Origin of the sequence: Nocardia sp. NPDC056000, from assembly GCF_042269265.1 — a bacterium.
GTDB lineage: Bacteria > Actinomycetota > Actinomycetes > Mycobacteriales > Mycobacteriaceae > Nocardia.
In genome coordinates, this window is the sequence record NZ_JBHJXS010000026.1 from 1 (window position 1) to 18,575 (window position 18,575).

Annotated in this window: 11 protein-coding genes and 1 tRNA gene; 7 read left to right on the top strand and 5 right to left on the bottom strand. The window is 67.6% G+C overall.

Going from position 1 to position 18,575, the window contains the following annotated elements:
* Positions 1-97: 97 nt before the first annotated feature.
* A complete protein-coding gene (locus ACFC4D_RS45680; RefSeq protein WP_376073160.1) occupies positions 98-1,567 on the bottom strand; it encodes a glutamate synthase subunit beta in 1,470 nt (489 codons plus the stop codon).
* A 59-nt stretch (positions 1,568-1,626) separates the two neighbouring features.
* Entirely contained in the window at positions 1,627-6,300 is a 4,674-nt protein-coding gene (gene gltB / locus ACFC4D_RS45685; protein WP_375961575.1) for a glutamate synthase large subunit, read from the bottom strand.
* An 885-nt stretch (positions 6,301-7,185) separates the two neighbouring features.
* Here gltB and ACFC4D_RS45690 point away from each other — a divergent pair.
* A complete protein-coding gene (locus tag ACFC4D_RS45690; protein ID WP_376073162.1) occupies positions 7,186-9,009 on the top strand; it encodes a DUF4407 domain-containing protein in 1,824 nt (607 codons plus the stop codon).
* Between the two features lie 70 nt (positions 9,010-9,079).
* Here the strand turns inward: ACFC4D_RS45690 and ACFC4D_RS45695 are convergent, their stop codons facing one another.
* Positions 9,080-10,636, bottom strand: coding sequence for an MFS transporter (locus tag ACFC4D_RS45695; RefSeq protein ID WP_376073192.1), 1,557 nt, complete (start codon positions 10,634-10,636; stop codon positions 9,080-9,082).
* Positions 10,637-10,846: 210 nt separating this feature from the next.
* On the opposite strand from ACFC4D_RS45695, the gene ACFC4D_RS45700 reads away from it, so the two are divergent.
* Genes ACFC4D_RS45700 through ACFC4D_RS45720 form a run of 5 tightly spaced genes read left to right on the top strand, consistent with a single transcriptional unit; the run spans position 10,847 to position 15,697 of the window.
* Positions 10,847-11,407 (top strand): TetR/AcrR family transcriptional regulator, encoded by a 561-nt coding sequence (locus tag ACFC4D_RS45700; RefSeq protein WP_376073165.1) that lies wholly within the window; start codon positions 10,847-10,849, stop codon positions 11,405-11,407.
* 42 nt (positions 11,408-11,449) lie between these two features.
* The gene (locus ACFC4D_RS45705) at positions 11,450-12,322 is read left to right on the top strand and encodes a hypothetical protein (protein WP_375961567.1); all 873 of its coding nucleotides are present in this window, start codon (positions 11,450-11,452) and stop codon (positions 12,320-12,322) included.
* Entirely contained in the window at positions 12,319-13,395 is a 1,077-nt protein-coding gene (locus ACFC4D_RS45710; protein ID WP_376073167.1) for a DUF4129 domain-containing protein, read from the top strand. Before ACFC4D_RS45705 ends, ACFC4D_RS45710 begins: the two co-directional genes overlap by 4 nt.
* A 29-nt stretch (positions 13,396-13,424) precedes the next feature.
* Positions 13,425-14,399 carry an AAA family ATPase gene (locus ACFC4D_RS45715; RefSeq protein ID WP_376073195.1) on the top strand — a complete coding sequence of 325 codons (975 nt, stop codon included), beginning with the start codon at positions 13,425-13,427 and terminating at the stop codon, positions 14,397-14,399.
* A 2-nt stretch (positions 14,400-14,401) separates the two neighbouring features.
* Positions 14,402-15,697: a DUF58 domain-containing protein gene (locus ACFC4D_RS45720; RefSeq protein ID WP_376073170.1), complete on the top strand. Its 1,296-nt coding sequence runs from the start codon at positions 14,402-14,404 to the stop codon at positions 15,695-15,697.
* Positions 15,698-15,709: 12 nt separating this feature from the next.
* Here the strand turns inward: ACFC4D_RS45720 and ACFC4D_RS45725 are convergent, their stop codons facing one another.
* Positions 15,710-16,492 carry an RDD family protein gene (locus tag ACFC4D_RS45725; protein WP_375961561.1) on the bottom strand — a complete coding sequence of 261 codons (783 nt, stop codon included), beginning with the start codon at positions 16,490-16,492 and terminating at the stop codon, positions 15,710-15,712.
* A gap of 59 nt (positions 16,493-16,551) precedes the next feature.
* On the opposite strand from ACFC4D_RS45725, the gene ACFC4D_RS45730 reads away from it, so the two are divergent.
* Entirely contained in the window at positions 16,552-17,607 is a 1,056-nt protein-coding gene (locus tag ACFC4D_RS45730; protein WP_375961559.1) for a stage II sporulation protein M, read from the top strand.
* Between the two features lie 677 nt (positions 17,608-18,284).
* On the opposite strand, the gene ACFC4D_RS45735 is transcribed toward ACFC4D_RS45730, so the two are convergent.
* A tRNA-Leu gene (locus ACFC4D_RS45735) sits at positions 18,285-18,370 on the bottom strand.
* Positions 18,371-18,575: the final 205 nt, after the last annotated feature.

The following is an 18,575-nucleotide window of genomic DNA, read 5'->3' on the forward strand; positions in this document are numbered from 1 at the left end:
GCCGAAAAACCGTTACGGATACATCGCCAATCCTAAGGGGGCCGCGCAACCGAACACCGGCGCCCGCTTCGCATATCAGCTCACACTGGGACGAACATCACCGCTGGGCGACATCCGTCGGGCGGATCGGGGACGGCAGCGCCGTCTCGCCCTCGAGGAACTTGTCGACCGCGGACGCGCAGGCGCGACCCTCGGCGATGGCCCACACGATGAGCGACTGACCGCGGCCCATATCGCCGGCGACGAAGACGCCGGGAACCGTGGTGGCCCAGTCGTTATCGCGCTTGACGTTGCCGCGCTGGTCGTAGCCCACGCCCAGACCCTCGAGCAGACCGTTCTTCTGCGGTCCGACGAAGCCCATGGACAGCAGCACCAGATCGGCCTCGAGCGTGAAGTCGGTGCCCTCGACCTTCTCGAAACGGCCGTTCACCATCGACACCTCGTGCGCCTGCAACCCGGTGACCTTGCCGTCGGCGCCGACGAAACGCTCGGTGTTGACGGAGAACAGGCGCTCGCCGCCCTCCTCGTGCGCCGAGGCGACCCGGTACATGAGCGGGTAGGTCGGCCACGGGGTGGAACCGGCGCGCTCCTCGGGCGGGCGCGGCATGATCTCGAACTGGTGGACCGACTCCGCACCCTGACGGTGCGAGGTGCCCAGGCAGTCCGCGCCGGTGTCGCCGCCGCCGATGATGATGACCTTCTTACCGCGCGCGTTGATGCGCGGCAGGCCGTCCTCATCGGTGATCGGATCGCCCAGCTGCACGCGGTTGGCCAGCGGCAGGAACTCCATCGCCTGATGGATGCCGTCCAGATCGCGGCCCGGGATGGGCAGATCACGCGCGATGGTCGCGCCACCGGACAGCACCACGGCGTCGAAACGCTCGCGCAGCTGATCGGCGGTGATGTCCACGCCCACGTTCACGCTGGTCTTGAAGACGGTGCCTTCGGCTTCCATCTGCGCGATCCGGCGATCGATGAAGCGCTTCTCCATCTTGAATTCCGGGATGCCGTAGCGCATCAGGCCGCCGATGCGGTCGTCACGCTCGAACACGGTCACGGTGTGACCGGCGCGGGTCAGCTGCTGTGCGGCGGCCAGACCGGCCGGGCCGGAGCCGACGACGGCGACCTTCTTGCCGGTCAGACGGGTCGGGTACACCGGGGTGACCCAGCCCTCGTCGAAACCGTTCTCGATGATCTCGACCTCGACCTGCTTGATCGTCACCGGATCCTGGTTGATGCCCAGGACACAGGACGCCTCGCAGGGCGCGGGGCAGAGGCGGCCGGTGAACTCCGGGAAGTTGTTCGTGGCGTGCAGCCGGTCGAACGATTCCTTCCAGGAACCCTTGTACACCAGGTCATTCCATTCGGGAATCAGGTTCCCGAGCGGACAACCGTTGTGGCAGAAGGGGATACCGCAGTCCATGCAGCGGCTGGCCTGCTTCTGGAGCGTCTCGTGGGAGAACTTCTCCTCGTAGACCTCTTTCCAGTCCAGCAGGCGCAGTTCGACCGGACGGCGCTTCGGCAGTTCCCGACTCGTGTGCTTCAGGAAGCCCTGTGCGTCACCCATTTACGACTCCAACTTTCGCGCCGAACACGGCGCACCCAACAAATGCGGTGCAGGTCATGTCAGCCACGAGCGGCCTCCATGATCGCCGCGTCGACATCGCGGCCGGCCTTCTCGGCCTCCGAGATGGCCAGCAGGACCTTCTTGTAGTCCCGCGGCATGACCTTCACGAAATGGTTCACCTGCTGCGACCAGTCGCCCAGGATGCGTTCCGCGACAGCCGAACCGGTCTCGTCGCGGTGCTGGGAGATGGTGTCCCGCAGCCACGAGGTCTCCTCGGCGGAGAGCTGCTCGAGGTCGACCAGTTCACCGTTGAGGTTCTTCTCGAAGGTGCCGTTCGGGTTGTAGATGTAGGCGATACCGCCGGACATGCCCGCGCCGAAGTTACGGCCGGTCTCGCCGAGGATGACCACCTTGCCACCGGTCATGTACTCGCAGGCGTGGTCGCCCACACCCTCGACCACCGCGGTCGCGCCCGAGTTGCGGACGCTGAAGCGCTCGCCGGCCACACCGCGGATGAAGGCCTGACCGCTGGTCGCGCCGAACAGGATCACGTTGCCCGCGATGATGTTCCGCTCCGCGACGAACTCCTCCGGCACGTCCAGGGACGGCCGCACGATGATGCGCCCACCCGAAAGACCCTTGCCGACATAGTCATTGGTGTCGCCGTGCACGCGCAGGGTGATACCGGCCGGGACGAACGCACCGAACGAGTTACCGGCGGAACCGGTGAACGTGATGTCGATGGTGTTGTCCGGCAGGCCGACGCCGCCGTACAGCTTGGTCACCTCGTGGCCGAGCATGGTGCCGACGGTCCGGTTCACGTTGGTGATCTTGGTGTCGAACTTGACCGGCTTACCGCGCTCCAGCGCATCCGCGGCCTGCGCGATGAGCTGGTTGTCCAGGGCCTTGTCCAGACCGTGGTCCTGGCCCTTGGTGTTGCGGCGGTCCTGCATCATGAACGCCGTCTCGACATCGTCGAGGATCGGGGACAGATCCAGCTTGGCGGCCTTCCAGTGCTCCTTGGCCTGCGTGGTGTCGAGCAGGTCGACGCGGCCGATGGCCTCGTCGAGCGTGCGCAGCCCCAGCGAAGCGAGCAGTTCGCGCACCTCTTCGGCGATGTAGAGCATGAAGTTCTCGACGAACTCCGGCTTACCGGTGAAACGCTCACGGAGAACAGGGTTCTGGGTGGCGACGCCGACCGGGCAGGTGTCGAGGTGGCACACGCGCATCATGATGCAGCCCGAGACCACCAGCGGAGCGGTCGCGAAACCGTACTCCTCGGCGCCCAGCAGCGCGGCGATCATGACATCGCGGCCGGTCTTCATCTGACCGTCGACCTGCACCACGATGCGGTCGCGCAGACCGTTGAGCAGCAGCGTCTGCTGGGTCTCGGCCAGGCCGAGCTCCCAGGGACCGCCCGCGTGCTTGAGCGAGGTCAGCGGCGAAGCGCCGGTGCCGCCGTCGTGACCGGAGATCAGCACCACGTCCGCGTGCGCCTTGGACACACCCGCGGCGACGGTGCCGACGCCGGGCTCCGCGACAAGTTTCACGTGAATCCGCGCCTGCGGGTTCGCGTTCTTCAGGTCGTGGATCAGCTGCGCCAGATCCTCGATCGAGTAGATGTCGTGGTGCGGCGGCGGGGAAATGAGACCCACGCCCGGAGTCGAATGCCGGACCTCGGCGACCCACGGGTACACCTTGTGCGCGGGCAGCTGGCCGCCCTCGCCCGGCTTCGCGCCCTGGGCCATCTTGATCTGGATATCGGTGCAGTTGGTCAGGTAGTGCGCGGTCACGCCGAAGCGGCCCGAGGCCACCTGCTTGATCGCGGACCGACGCCAGTCGCCGTTCTCCTCCGGCTCGAAGCGGGCCGGATGCTCGCCGCCCTCACCGGAATTGGAGCGGCCGCCGAGCCGGTTCATGGCCACGGCCAGGGTCTCGTGCGCCTCGGCCGAGATGGAGCCGTAGCTCATCGCACCGGTCGAGAAACGCTTCACGATCGCGCTGGCGGGTTCGACCTCGTCCAGCGGAATCGGGTTGCGGCCCTTGGACTTGAACTGGAACAGGCCGCGCAGCGAGGCCAAGCGCTCCGACTGATCGTCGACGAGCTTGGTGTACTCCTTGAAGACCTTGTACTGGCCCGAGCGGGTGGCGTGCTGCAGCTTGAACACCGTGTCCGGGTTGAACAGGTGGTATTCGCCCTCGCGCCGCCACTGGTATTCGCCGCCGACCTCGAGCTCGCGGTGCGCGCGCTCATTGCGGTTCTCCAGGAACGCGACCTTGTGCCGGGTGGCGACCTCGGCCGCGATGTCGTCGAGGCCGATACCGTCCAGCGGCGAGCGCAGACCGGTGAAGTACTCGTCCACCAGTTCCTGCGACAGGCCCACGACCTGGAACAGCTGGGCGCCGCGGTAGGAGGCGATGGTGGAGATGCCCATCTTGGACATCACCTTCAGCACACCCTTGCCGGCGGCCTTGTTGTAGTTGTAGACGGCCTTCTTGAAGTCCTCGGCATGATCGCCGGTGCTGCCCGGCATCTGCAGCTGACCGCGCTCCAGCATGTCCTCGATGGACTCGAAGGCCATGTAGGGGTTGATGGCGGCCGCGCCGAAACCGACGAGCAGCGCCATGTGATGCACCTCGCGGGCGTCACCGGCCTCCACGACCAGGCCGACCTGGGTGCGGGTGCGCTCCTTCACCAGGTGGTGATGGACGGCCGCGGTGAGCAGCAGCGACGGGATCGGCGCCAGCTTCTCGTTGGATTCGCGGTCGGACAGGATGATGATGCGCGCGCCGCCGTCGATGGCGGTCGAAACCTGTTGCTGCACAGCCTCGATGGCCTTGCGCAGCCCCTTGCCGCCCTTCTTGACCGGGTACAGGCCGTGCACGACGACCGAACGCAGATCGGGGCGCGAGCCGTCATCGTTGATGTGCACGAGCTTGGAGAGCTCGTCGTTGTCCAGAATCGGCTGGGTCAGGGTGATCTGACGACAGGAGTCCGGGCCCGGGTTCAGCAGATCGTCCTCGGGGCCGATCATGCTGCGCAGCGAGGTGACCACCTCTTCGCGGATGGCATCCAGCGGCGGGTTGGTGACCTGCGCGAACAGCTGCGAGAAGTAGTCGAACAGCAGGCGCGGACGCGCCGACAGCACCGCGATCGGGGTGTCGGTGCCCATCGAGCCGAGCGCTTCGCCGCCGGTCTGCGCCATCGGCGAGATCAGCAGGTTCAGCTCTTCGATGGAGTATCCGAAGATCTGCTGGCGGATCAGCACGCGGTCGTGCGACATGTGCACGTGCGGGCGGTCCTGCAGGTCCGACAGCTTGGTCGGGCCGTTGTCCAGCCACTCCTGGTACGGGTGCTCGTTCGCCAGCGTCGACTTGACCTCGTCATCGCTGATGATGCGGCCCTGTTCGGTGTCGACCAGGAACATGCGGCCGGGCTGCAAACGGGTCTTCTGCACCACGGTGGACGGGTCGATGTCGAGCACGCCGACCTCGGAGGCCATCACGACCAGGCCGTCCTCGGTGACCCAGATGCGGCCGGGGCGCAGACCGTTGCGGTCCAGCACCGCGCCGACGAAGCGGCCGTCGGTGAAGGCCACCGAGGCCGGGCCGTCCCACGGCTCCATCAGGAACGAGTGGTAGCGGTAGAAGGCGCGCTGGGCCGGATCCATGGACTCGTGGCGTTCCCACGCCTCCGGGATCATCATGAGCACGGCGTGCGGGAGGCTGCGGCCGCCCAGGTGCAGCAGTTCGAGCACCTCGTCGAAGCGAGCGGTGTCGGACGCGCCGGGGGTGCAGACCGGGAAGATCTTCTCCAGGCGGTTGTTGCCCTCGGAGTCGATGCCGAAGGCGTTCGACTTCAGCAGCGCCTCGCGGGCCCGCATCCAGTTCTCGTTACCGGAGACGGTGTTGATCTCGCCGTTGTGGGCGACGCGGCGGAAGGGGTGCGCCAGCGGCCAGGACGGGAAGGTGTTGGTGGAGAAGCGCGAGTGCACGATGCCCAGCGCCGACTCCACGCGATCATCCTGGAGATCCAGGTAGAAGGCGCGCAGCTGCGGCGTGGTGAACATGCCCTTGTAGACGAAGGTCTGACCGGAAAGGCTCGGGAAGTACACCGATTCCTTGCCGACGCTGCCTTCACCGGCGCCCGCTTTGCCGAGCTGATGCTCGATGCGCTTGCGGATGACGTAGACGCGGCGCTCCAGATCCATACCGGAGAGCTGCTCGGCGGCGTCCTTCGGCGAGGCGATGAAGATCTGCCGGAAGGTGGGCATGGCGTCGCGGGACAGCGCACCGAGCGAGGATTCGTCGATCGGGACCTCGCGCCAGCCCAGGACCTCGAGGCCCTCTTCGCGCACGATCTTCTCGACGCCGTATCCGGCGCGAGCGGCCTCGCGGCGAGCCTGCGGAAGGAAGGCGATACCCGTGGCGTAGGAGCCTTCGGCGGGAAGGTCGAAGTCGACGATCGCACGGAAGAACTTGTCCGGGAGCTGAATCAGGATGCCCGCACCGTCACCGGAGTTGGGTTCGGCACCCGCGGCGCCGCGGTGCTCCAGGTTCAGCAGGGCGGTAATAGCCTTGTCGACGATGTCGCGGCTACGACGGCCGTGCATGTCGACGACGAATGCGACGCCACAGGCGTCGTGTTCATTCGCCGGGTCATAGAGCCCGCGGGGTCCGTGCCCATAGCCGGCACCGCCGGTGGGGGACCTGTGGCCGGGAAGTTGCGTCATGCCTCTGCCTTCACAAAAAACAGGCCTTCGAAGAATTGCGGCCTTCGTCGAACGCCTCCGTCAGACTGCGCCCAGGCGGTTCGGAGACCAGCGGCGCTGATGGTCGTCCCGTGCAGTCAACTCTCCAGTTGTTTTCACCCGTTTCGATTTTTCGTCGGGTGCTCGGCGGTAACCGAACGCTTACGTGTTAGCTACCAACCGCGCCGTTCTCGCCTATTACGCTGAGCACCGATCGGGCCTCTGGACGGTATGGGGCGATATGCCGAACTTGTCGCATCCGGCGTAAGAGCAAACGATAAGTCAGGACTCGAGCCCAACCAACTTAGGTTGCACTAATACCAGCGTCTAGCTGGGCTTCTTCATCGATCCTCCAGTACCTGCGCGTTGTCCAGTGTAAAGCAGGCATGCGGGGGACCCGCAGTTGACTTGCCCATAGTTCTCCGCGCGCGCGAGGGAGGTGGCCGGGCGCCCCGACGCGGCCCCGGGACAGCCTCCTACCTGCAATGAAACAGACTTCCCCACAAGGGCATCCGGCAAACCGGGCGTGCTGCGGCTAATTCTCCGGAGACCTCCGGGAAGCGGTTCGGAGGTCCGGGCGACAAGCCAATGCAATGATCCGACCGTACGGAATCTTTCTTAAACGTGGGATTTGGCACACGTCTGGCAAACAGTGAATATGCGGTAAGTCACTACTTCAGGGATTCTGCGGCCGATACCTGCGTGATCAATGCCACGTCACGGCTGGGAAGCCGTCAGATGTGAGGCTGGACACATCACAGCCACCACACTCGGTGTAACCGCCCCCTTCCTGTCACGCTGAAACAACGAATCAGCCACGGTTTAGAGAACCCGAATAAGCCTGGGACTTAGAGGATGTGAGCTCCCATGACCGTTCTGCTCACCTGGCTCGGCGGAGCGCACGCGGGGGTCACCGATCGGCACGAGCGCACGGGGTATTCGGTTACCGGTGCCGTGGTGGCGTTGTTCGCGCTGACAGCCGGGGTAATCACCGCACTGGCCACGAGCGCGGCGCAATGGCCCTTGGCCGCAGTGATCGTGGTCGCCCTGATCGCAACCCTGTTGGTGGGGGCGGTATCTCGCACGCTGGCCACCGCGTCGACACCCGCGCGCGGTGAAAGCCGCCGGGCACGAACCGAATTCGGCGCCCGCGCCGGAGTGGCCGTACTCGTCGGCATCGTCATCGCCGAATTGGCCTGCACCGTCCTGTTCGGCGGCACCGTGAACCGGCTACTCGACGAAACCTCCCGGCGCGGAGTCGAATCCGCGCCCGCCGTGATCACCGCGCGCACCGAACTCGACCAGGCCCGCGCCGATCGCAAGGACCTGGATCAGCAGATCGCCAAGGCACAGACCGATGTCGACACCGCACTGGTGATCGCGCGCTGCGAGACCAATCCGGACCCGCAGTGCCCGGCGACCCGCATCACCCGGGTGCCCGGATACGGCGCGGAGGCCCGCACCGCGCTGCAGATGCTCGACGATTCGCGGGCGCAGCTCACCGCCGCGCGCGCCAAGATCGACGGACTCGACACCAAGGTCGGCGATAAGGACAAGGCGCTCGGCACCGCCCGCGCCGACGCCTACACCGACGGCGATCGCGGACTCGGCGCGCGCTGGGTCGCCATGAACGACCACACCACCGATCACGCCGGGCCGTTCGTGCTGCGCCTGGCCGTGGCACTGCTGCTGATCGTGCTCGCGCTACTGCCGCTGCTGCTCCGATTCTGGCGCGGCGAAACGGCTTTCGACCGCGATATCGCCACCCGCACCGCCACCGACCGGGTCGAACAGGCCGCCGAGGTCGCCATCGCGGAAACCCAGGCGCAGGTCCGCGTCGAAGCCGAGAAACTGCGCGCCGAACAACAGCTCACCGCCGCGAAACTGGCGCTGCACGCCGATACCGCCATCGACCGGGAGCGCCAGCGCACCCGCATCATCGCGGCCATCGGCAATTTCCAGATCGGCATCACCGAACCCGCGCAACAGCGCGCCATCGACGAATTCGACCGGGCCGCACAGCATGAGCTTCCGGCCGCGGTCCGAAAGGACGACTCCGTGTCCCAGGAGGGGATTGTGACACCGACGCCGAACCTGCCCGCCCAGCTCGGCCAGGGCGGCGGACTCGCGCCGATCGGCCCGGGCGGGGCACTGGTGCCCGCACCCGCACCGCAGCCCGCACCCGCGAACAAGGGTGGCGGACTGGAACTTCCGATCATCGGGACGGTGCCGTTCACCGATACCGCCGCCCGCTGGATCCGGCCGCTGGTGCCGTCCTTCGTGGCCAATGCCATCGATACCGCCACGCATCCGCTGCGCACCGTGCGGCAGGCGTTCGAGGAGGCGGAGGAGATCACCTTCACGCTCAAGCGGACCCGCAAGGTGACGGTGGATTCCTCGGATTCCGCGGCGCAGGCGCAGCAGCAGATGTATCAGCAGCAACCGCAGTACGGGTACCAGTTGCCGCCGGGTGCGCCGCAGCAGGTGTACGCGCAGCGCGTCGCCTCGCAGGTGGTCGATCAGCCGTATCAGCAGCAGTACCCGAATTACGGTGCGCTGCCGCAGGGTCAGGTCGTCGAGCCCGGATATCCGCTGCCCGCCGCGCCGCATCAGGGCGCGATCCCCGGCCGGTACAACCCGGAACTGGAATATCGCGGCCCGCGCGAACTGCCGCCCGCCAAGGATCAGTAGGACCTGCGAACAGGGCTGTGGCCCGGCATGTTTCACGTTGAACACGGAAACAGCCGGGCCACAGCCTTTTTCAGTTGCTACGCGCCTTGCGCTTGCTCGTCGCGGCACGGTACGTGATGACCGCCGTGACCAACAGGATCAGCGTGGTGCCCGTGGCCGCGAGATGGATGCCGTCCACGAACGCGCCGTGCGCGGCCTCCAGCAGTGAGCTCGACGCCGGTTCGCCGAGGGAGCGTGCGGTTTCCACCGCACCGCCCAGGGATTCCCGCGCCGCATCGGTGTGCGCGGCCGGAACCGCGGACAGGTCCAGGCCGTGCCGGAACGCGGCCATCACACCGCTGCCCAGCACCGCGACGCCAAGCGCCACACCGGCTTCCAGCGCCGTCTCCGAAATGGCTGCGGCATTGCCCGCGCGCTCGGCCGGAGCGGTGGTGATGATCATGTCGGCCGAAACCGTCAGCGCCACACCGACACCCAGGCCGATCAACAGGAATCCGATCATGAACGGCAGCACCGACGCCGACGGATCGGCTTCCAGCAGCCAGAACAGGGACGCACCCGCCGCGGCCGTCACCAGCGCACCGCACAGCACGCTCACCGGACGCCAGCGACCGACCAGCCACGCCGCCAGCAATGAACCGGCCATACTGCCGAACGTGCCCGGGATCAACAGCAGACCCGCCTGCAACGGCGCGCGCCCCAGCACCAGCTGGAGATACTGCGAACCGAAGAACAGCACACCGGCCAGCGCGAAGATGGACAGCAGATTGGTCAGCACCGCGGCCCGGAACGGCGGCAGCCGGAACAGCTCCAGATCGATCAGCGGATCGGTCAGCCCGCGCTGGCGGCGAATGAACACCACACCCGCGACCACACCGATCACACCCGCGATCAGCTGATTCAGCGCCGGTCCGTGCGCGGCGAACTCCTTGACCGCGTACACGATCGGGATCAGGGCCAGCATGGACAGGCCCGCGCTCATCAGGTCGAAGCGGCCCGGATTCGGATCCTTCGACTCCGGCACCAGCAGCGGTCCGAGCACGATGAGCAGCGCCATCACCGGCAGGTTCACCAGGAACACCGAACCCCACCAGAAATGCTCCAGCAGCCAGCCGCCCAGCAGCGGACCCATGGCCGCACCCGAACCCGCCATCGCACCCCAGACCGAAATGGCGAGGGTGCGCTGGCGCGCGTTGGTGAACATGGATCGGATCAGACCCAGCGTGGCGGGCATCAGCGTCGCACCGGCGACACCCTGCAGAACGCGTGCGGCGATGAGCATTTCGGGGCTCACCGACCAGGCCGCGACCGCGGAGGCGAGACCGAATCCGGCCGCGCCGATCAGCAGCAGCCGCCGACGCCCGATGCGATCGCCGAGCGTGCCCATGGTGATGAGCAGACCGGCCAGCACGAACGAGTAGACGTCGATGATCCACAGCAGCTGCGGCGTGGTCGGCGCGAGATCGCCGGAAATGGCGGGCACCGCGAGATCGAGCACGGTGGCATCGACCGAGACCAGCAGCAGGGCCAGCGCGAGCACGCCGAGCCCGGCCCAATCGCGCAGGGACGCGCGATCCGAACCAATCTCGGCCGTGAGCGCCGCAGCCGAATCCGGGGTGGCGGGCATGCCGGAATCCCGGCGCGCGGTGGCGGGCCGGGGGTCGTTGACGCTGGGATCCGCCTCTGATCCGGGTCCGGATCGGGCGGAGGTGTGGGTGGCCATGGGAGCTTTCTCTTCCAGAGTTGAACCGTCTGGACGGTACAGTAACAGACTTACCGTCCGGACGGTACAGTTATGCAGCGTGAGTATGACCAATTCGCCGTACAGTGATGCACCGTGACAACCCCTCGCGATCCGGCGGGCACCCGCAACCGGATCCTCGACGCGCTCGAAACCCTGCTGCTCGACAAGGGCATGTCCCAGGTGACGCTGGAAAGCGTCGCGGCGGCGGCAGGCGTCTCCAAGGGCGGACTGCTCTATCACTTCAAAAGCAAGGACGCGCTGCTCGCCGGATTGGTCCGCCGCCTCGGCGAACGCGCCGACCAGCAGTTGAACAGTGCCGTCGCACAGGGCGAATCGGTCGCCGAGTGGTATCTGCAGACCCCGCACCCCGACAATGACTCCGACGCTCTGGAGCTCGCGCTGTACCGCTCCATGCTGGCCGCCATGCGCACCGTCGACGGCCCCCAGGACACCGCCGCCGACGAGGCGGATCGGGCGCTCGCCGAAATGATGAGCGGCTGGAAAACCGCGCTGGACAATGAAATACGCGATCCGGTCAAAGCGGAAATCGTCCGGCTCGTCGGCGACGGCGTCTACCTGCGCGCACTGCTCGGCATGCCGCCCGTCGACCCCGCCCTGTACCGCCAGGTCGTGGCACGGCTGCTCGGCGCATAAACATGGAGCGACCACGGGGCACCCGGCGGTTACAGTAGGTCCGTGTTGCCCGCCGCCGCCGATTCAGTCGGTCCGTCGGCCGGGTCGGTGGGGGAACCGCACACCGAACCGGCGACGGTCCCGATCCGACCCGTGCAGTTCCGTGAACTGCTGGATCTGCCATTCGCGGTGATCCAGGCGCGGATCGCCACCTTCGCCGCCGTCTTCGGGGTGGCCGTCGCGATCGCGGCCGCTATTTCGGTCGGCGTCACCGTCTTCGTCTCGGTCGCCACCGGTGATTCGGACAGCGGCACCTTCTGGGGCGCACTGCTGACCACCCTGATCGCCGCCTGGGTATTGCGCCTGTTCGTGCGCGGTTTCACCGTGCCGATGGGACTCGCGGTGGTGCACCGGCAGCCGCTGAGCTGGCGGGCGGCGCTGGGCCGGTTATCCGCCGAAGCCGGTCCGCTGCTGGGGTATTCGGCCATGTACACGCTCATCGGGGTCTGCGTGCTCGCGCTGGGCGCACCGCTGATGTTCACCGCGCCGTTCGCGGTGGTCTGGCTGCTGTGGCTGCGGGCCCGCCGATTCGCCACCGTCCCGGCCATTTTCGAGGAAAACACCACGTACCGGATCGCCACGCTGCGCTCGAAACTGCTGATATCCGGCACCGACTGGCAGCTGGTGGGCGTACTGCTCTATCTGCGCGGACTGCTGCTGGTGCTGATCGTGCCGCTGCTCGCGCTGCCGCAATTCGCGGCGGGCATCACCGGCACCCGGCGCTGGGCGGTCACCGTCCTGCTCATCACCGCCGGACTGCTCTTCGTCGCACTCGCCGAAATGGTGGAATCCTCCGCCCAGGTCGTCGCCTACGTCGACCGCCGCTGCCGCCGCGAGGGCTGGGATATCAAGATCCCCGGGGAGGCCCGGCCGTGAGCACTCCCCTGCCGCACAACCACTTCGGACCACCGCCGGAACCCGCGCTCGGGCCTGCTGCCGCGCATCTGGCCGCCGCGGAGGACGCCGCCCGGCGCGCGGATTTCGGCACCGCGCTGCGCGAGCGGTATCGCGCGGTCACCCGCGGTCTGGAACAGCGCGGCATTCTCGAGGAGCAGCGCGCCCGCACCGCCCGCGAGACCGCGCAGGCCGCGACCAGCGCGCTCCCCGGCGAGACCGTCGAATTGCCCGCGGCCGCACACAGTTTCGATGAGATCGTGTACGGCGGCCGCCCCGGCGCGGAGGCCGAGTATCGACGGCTGGAACAGGCCGATCAATTCTCGGTCGCGCCGCCGCCCAAGAACGCGCCCGCCGAGATCACCGAACAGCGCCGCAAGACCAGGAAGCAGCGGGGCGCGCGTGAGAAGAAGGAACGCGAACCCCTCGAATTGCCCGCGCTGCTGCGGGATTGGCGATTCTGGGCGGTGCTGGGCGCACTGCTCGGCATCGTGGTGCTGGTCTATCTGGTGACGCATATCAGTCCGCCGCCGCCCTCGCCGCCGGAGCATCACGACAACACGCCCTACACACCACCGCCGTCGACGTCGAAACCGCCGCCGACACCCCGGCATCCGCCGAACTTCGGCGAAGGCGACGACTCCATCTTCGAACGCCTGCCCGCGTGGGCGGCCTTCGGCGGTGCGCAGTTGCTCATCGCGTGGGGTGCGGTGCTGTGGTGGCGCGGCCGCCGCCGTGGCGCGGTGGTGCGCGAACCGCTGCCCGTGGAAGCGCCCGCCAACGAGGTGCTGGCCGGACAGGCCGGGCTGTACCGCAAATCCCGCGACCACGACCATGTGGCGGCGAAGCTGCGGGCGGCCACCCTGCGGCGGCTGCGCCCGACCCTCGGCATCACCGCCGAAACCCTGCCCGAGCTGGTGATCGCGCCCCTGGCCGCACGCCTGCACGCCGACCCGGCCATGCTGCGGGCCGCACTGTACGACCCGGTCCCGGACCGGGGCACGCTGGAACTCGTGGCCGCACAACTCGAATGGATCGAAGCGGAGGTCTTGTGACCGGATCAGAGCCCACAGCCGTCGTCGTGATGGACACCAATCACGCGCCGACGCCCGAACAGGCCCAGCAGGCGCTGCTCGCCCTGCGCGCCGAGATCGGCAAGGCTGTCGTCGGCAACGACCAGGCGGTCATGTACCTGGTGCTGGCACTGCTGTGCCAGGGTCACGTACTGCTGGAAGGCGTTCCGGGCGTGGCCAAGACGCTGCTGGTGCGCGCCCTGGCCAAGGCGCTGGACCTGCAGCACAGCCGCATCCAGTTCACCCCGGACCTGATGCCCGGCGATGTCACCGGATCACAGATCTACGATCCGCATTCGGCCGAGTTCACCTTCCGCAGCGGTCCCGTCTTCACGAACCTGCTGCTCGCCGACGAAATCAACCGCACCCCACCGAAAACCCAGTCCGCGCTGCTGGAATCGATGGAGGAGCGCCAGGTTTCGGTGGACGGCGTGCCCCGGCCGCTGCCCGATCCGTTCGTGGTGATCGCCACCCAGAACCCCATCGAACAGGAGGGCACCTATCCGCTGCCGGAGGCGCAGCTGGACCGGTTCCTGTTCAAGGTCGACGTCCAATTGCCCGGGCGCGAAGACGAATTCCGGATTCTGCAACGCCATGCGGCGGGCTTCGATCCGCGCGATCTGGACGCCGCCGGACTGCGGCCGGTCGCCGGACCCGAGCACATCGCCGCCGCCCGCAAGGCCGTCGCCCAGGTGACATTGAGTCCCGAAGTGCTCGCGTACACGGTCGACCTGTGCCGCGCCACGCGCACCTCCCCCGCCGTCGCGCACGGCGCGTCCACCCGCGGCGCGACCGCGCTGATGGCGGCGGCGCGCGCCTTCGCCTGGTTGAACGGGCGCGGTTACGTCACCCCCGACGATGTGAAAGCCGTTGCCACGACGGTGCTCCGGCATCGCCTGCAACTGCGGCCCGAACACGAGGTGGAGGGCGTCACCGCCGAAGGGGTGATGGCGTCCCTGCTGATGTCCGTCCCGGTTCCGGTGTAGTCGTGGTCGTCACCGGCCGGCTGGCCATCGCGGCGGGCGCCGCCGCACTCCTCGTCACCTTCGTCCTGCCCTCCTGGGCGGGACTGCTCGGCGCGACCGCGGTACTGGTGGCGCTGGTACTGCTGGACGTCCTGCTGCTGGGTTCGCCCGGGGCGCTGGAACTTTCGCGCGATCCCCTCACCACGGTGCGCACCGGGCGCACCGCCGAGGTGGAACTCACCGCGCTGAACACCGGCGACCGCACCCTGCGCGGCACGCTGTGGGACGACTGGCCGAACAGCGCACAGGCCCGCAATCGCACGCACGCGCTGAAACTGCCGCCCAACACCAGGATTCGGCTGCACACCGAACTCACCCCGGAGTATCGGGGCGATCGGGTGGCCGGTCCGGTCACCGTGCGCCTGCTCGGCCCGCTCGGCATCGCCGGACGCCAGACGCGCCGCACCGTCCCGGCCCGGTTGCGCGCACTGCCGCCGTTCCGGAGTGAGAAGCTGCTCGCCTCCAAAGTCCGTCAGCTGCAACATCTCGAGGGCCGCAACACCACCAACCGGCGCGGACAGGGCACCGAATTCGATTCCTTCCGCGAATACGTCGCGGGCGACGATGTGCGCACCATCGACTGGCGGGCCACCGCGCGCGCCAATGACGTGCTGGTGCGCACCTGGCGGCCCGAACGCAACCGGCACGTGGTCATGCTGCTCGATACCGGCCGGGTGAGCGCGGGCCGCGTCGGCGACGGCACCCGCCTGGACGCCACCATCGAGGCCGCGCTGCTGCTCGGCGGACTCGCCGCCGCGGGCGGCGATTCGGTGGATCTGCTCGCCTACGACAACGCGCTGCGCGCCGAAGTGCGCGGCATCGGCGGAAAACGCCTGCAGCTCAAGCTCATGCACGCGCTCGCGGGCGTCACACCGCAATTGGCAGATACCGACTATCAGGGTCTGCTGCGCACCACATTGCAGCGCGCCCGCCGCCGCAGCCTGGTCGTCTGGTTCACCCACCTCGATGCCGCCACCGTGCAGGAGGGCCTGCTCCCGGTGCTGCCGATCCTGGCCGACCGGCACCGCGTGCTGATCGTCGCGGTCACCGATCCGGATATCGCGGCCGCCGCCACCCGCCGCTCCGCACTGGACGACCTCTACACCGCGGCCGCCGCCGAGAACGTCATCGCCGAGCACGCGGTGGCCCGGGAAACCCTGCGCCGCATGGGCATCCGCGTCATCTCGGACTCCCCCGACCGGCTGCCGGGCGCGCTCGCCGACGAATACCTGGAGCTCAAGCAAACGGGCGCAATGTAATTCGCGCGCTGGTCAGGCCGCCCGCTGGAATGCCTTGGTGTCCGGCTTGGGCGGAGGCGGGAAGGAACGGCGCTGGCGCTCGGCGAGCACCGCGCCCAGAATCTGCACGGGCGGATAGCCATTGAGCGGCGGGGTGTGCAGCCGCGCGCAAACCGTGACCACCAGGGCACGGCCCAGCTGATCCTGCGCCACGGGCGTGAGGGTGCGGAAGCGAGTCAGATACTGGCGCACCGAGACCGCGAGCTCATCGGAGAGCCCGGTCAGATCGAGCTGGCGCGCCCAGCCCTGCAACCACGGCGGCGGCAGTACCAGCGCGGCGAACGGCAACCGACTGCGATCGTGCACCACCACGGTGCCCGCGAGCGCGTCGCCGATGCGGCGGGCGTTCGGCGAGCACAGCGACACCACGACCGCGATCAACCCGGTGCCCAGAATCCAGAAGTCCACGATGCCCGCCAGACCGCGGGTGACCGCGTGCCGGAAGTCGGTCGGACCGCCGTCCGCGCGCACCACCCGCAGGCCGAGCGCCATCTTGCCGAGCGACCTTCCGCGCGAGAGGGTTTCGCTGAGCACCGGATAGCCGATCAGCGTCAGCGTCAGCACGACCACCAGCATGGTGGAGATCCACGCCGAATCCGCGCCCCACAGGAACAGCACCCACAGGCAGAAGAAGAACACCGCGGTCCCGAAGATCAACTGGATCATCAGGTCGAGCAGGAACGCCGCGGCCCGGGTGGGGATGCGCGCGATGGGCAGTTCTACGGCGACGGCCTCGCCGGTGGTGAAAAGGGCCATGTCACTCCTGCTCGGGGGCGACTAGCATTCTTCCGAGCCGAGGCACAGGAAGGCAACCGATGGACCTGGACGCGTATACGTTCCTGCACAAACCTTCCTGGGATCGGCTGGACTATCTCGCGACGCGCCGTAAGAAACTCTCCGGCACGGAATCCGACGAACTGGTACGGCTGTACCGGCTCACCTCACAGCAGCTGGCCCGCCTGCAATCGCGTTCGGCCGACGCCGAATTGGTGGCCGGACTCTCCGCCGTGCTGACCCGGGCGCGCGGGCGCGTGCTGAGCGCCCGCACCGACACCCTCGCCGAGATCCTGCGCTTCGTCACCCATCGCTTCCCGGCCGCGCTGTACCGGTCCCGGCGCTGGTGGCTGTCGGTGGCGGCGGCGTTCATCGCGGCGTCGGCCGCCGTGGGCGCGTGGGTGGCGAATTCGGAGTCCGCGCGGCGGCATCTGGGCCTGGACACCGATACCGACCGCTTGACCAAGCCCGGCGGCGAATTCGAGACCTACTACTACGAACATCCGCACGATGCCTTCGCGGCCCAGGTGTGGACCAATAACGCCGCGGTGGCCGCGGTGGCCCTGTTCATGGGGGTACTCATCCTGCCCGCGGTCTACGCGCTGGCCATGAACGCGCTCAATGTGGGCGTGAGCGCGGGCCTGATGGCCGACGCGGGCCGCCTGGACGCCTTCTTCACCTACATCCTGCCGCACGGGATGCTGGAGCTGACCGCGATTTTCGTGGCCGGCGGCGCGGGAGTGAAACTGGGCTGGACACTGATCGATCCGGGCCGCGAGAGCCGTCCGCAGGCGCTGGCGCGACAGGGCCGTGCCACGGCCGTTATCGCGCTGGGCCTGGTGGGCGTGCTGCTGGTCTCCGGATTCATCGAGGGCTTCGTCACCCCGAGCGAGTTGCCGGACGCGGTGCGGATCGGGATCGGCGCGCTCGCCGAAATCGGTTTCCTGGCCTACGTCTTCGGCCTGGGCCGGCGGGCGGTGCTGGAGGAGGAGACGGCCGCGGCGCGGGAGCACATGTCCGGCAACTCGGCGGTCCGGAATCCGGAAGCGGTTGCGGGAGTGGTCGGTTCGACACTGGTGGCAACGGCCCGGAATTGATTTCCACTGGCCGCAGCGAGTCCGGCTCAGCTGCGGCCAGCGTTACCGTCGACTCTACACAATCGTTATGGCTACGCAACCTCCGACTTGCTGGGTGGGCGTATATGGCCACCAGGCGAAATGCCCTTTGTGCGAAGGCAACCCGAGAGGTCCGCTATTTACCGGCATACGCTTTGCGAGCGGTCTGCGGAGGTTAAGGAAACCACCCGCGCGGTACCGTTCGGCGACCGTGTTTCGACCCCTCGCTCGGACTTCCGGAACACCCCCGTCGCCCGGTTTGCCGATTTCTCTCGCGATAACCCTCCATCACCGGTTCAACCCGCGTTAAGCTGGAGTTTCGTGGCTGGTCGGCACCATTGCCAAGCGGTCGCCCGAGGGTAAACAAACCCCAAGTTTGTTTAACTCAGTTTTGACTAAACGAGCATCAGGCAATGGCCGCAGATAATCGGTCGCATACTCGAACCGACACCTTCCGGCAATCGATTTTCACCCCTCCGCGGACCGCCGGAGGCCATCCGGCAACGCCCCGGCCGAGGAGTCCCCGATATGCCTGCGATCTTCGTCACATCCGGTGTGACCTGCGGTGACCCCCGCCTACGCGGGACCGGGCCCCGAACGGGGTCACGGACAGCGAAAAGCGAAGAGCCCCATCCGATTCCGGATGGGGCTCTTCGTCTTGGTGGGCGAAGGGGGACTTGAACCCCCACGTCCTTACGGACACTGGCACCTGAAGCCAGCGCGTCTGCCATTCCGCCACTCGCCCGAGCGACTGAAAGAACGTATCACGGGGTATGCACCAAAAAGAAATCGCCTGGTTATCGGCTGTGACGGCGGCCGATGCCGGCACGGGAACCCCGACCCGTTTCCAGGAGTTACAGGTGTGGACGATCGTGGATATCATGCAAGGACCGTGTCCCAGCGGCGACACGCCATGTCCGCGTGTCGCACAGTAGGACCGCCGCAGACCA

What these genes read in the sequence shown, in the direction of transcription:
- ACFC4D_RS45680 (WP_376073160.1), bottom strand. Translation starts at nt 1,567, where the DNA reads ATGGGTGACGCACAGGGCTTCCTGAAGCACACGAGTCGGGAACTGCCG.
- gltB (WP_375961575.1), bottom strand. Translation starts at nt 6,300, where the DNA reads ATGACGCAACTTCCCGGCCACAGGTCCCCCACCGGCGGTGCCGGCTAT.
- ACFC4D_RS45690 (WP_376073162.1), top strand. Translation starts at nt 7,186, where the DNA reads ATGACCGTTCTGCTCACCTGGCTCGGCGGAGCGCACGCGGGGGTCACC.
- ACFC4D_RS45695 (WP_376073192.1), bottom strand. Translation starts at nt 10,636, where the DNA reads ATGCCCGCCACCCCGGATTCGGCTGCGGCGCTCACGGCCGAGATTGGT.
- ACFC4D_RS45715 (WP_376073195.1), top strand. Translation starts at nt 13,425, where the DNA reads ATGGACACCAATCACGCGCCGACGCCCGAACAGGCCCAGCAGGCGCTG.
- ACFC4D_RS45725 (WP_375961561.1), bottom strand. Translation starts at nt 16,492, where the DNA reads ATGGCCCTTTTCACCACCGGCGAGGCCGTCGCCGTAGAACTGCCCATC.
- ACFC4D_RS45730 (WP_375961559.1), top strand. Translation starts at nt 16,552, where the DNA reads ATGGACCTGGACGCGTATACGTTCCTGCACAAACCTTCCTGGGATCGG.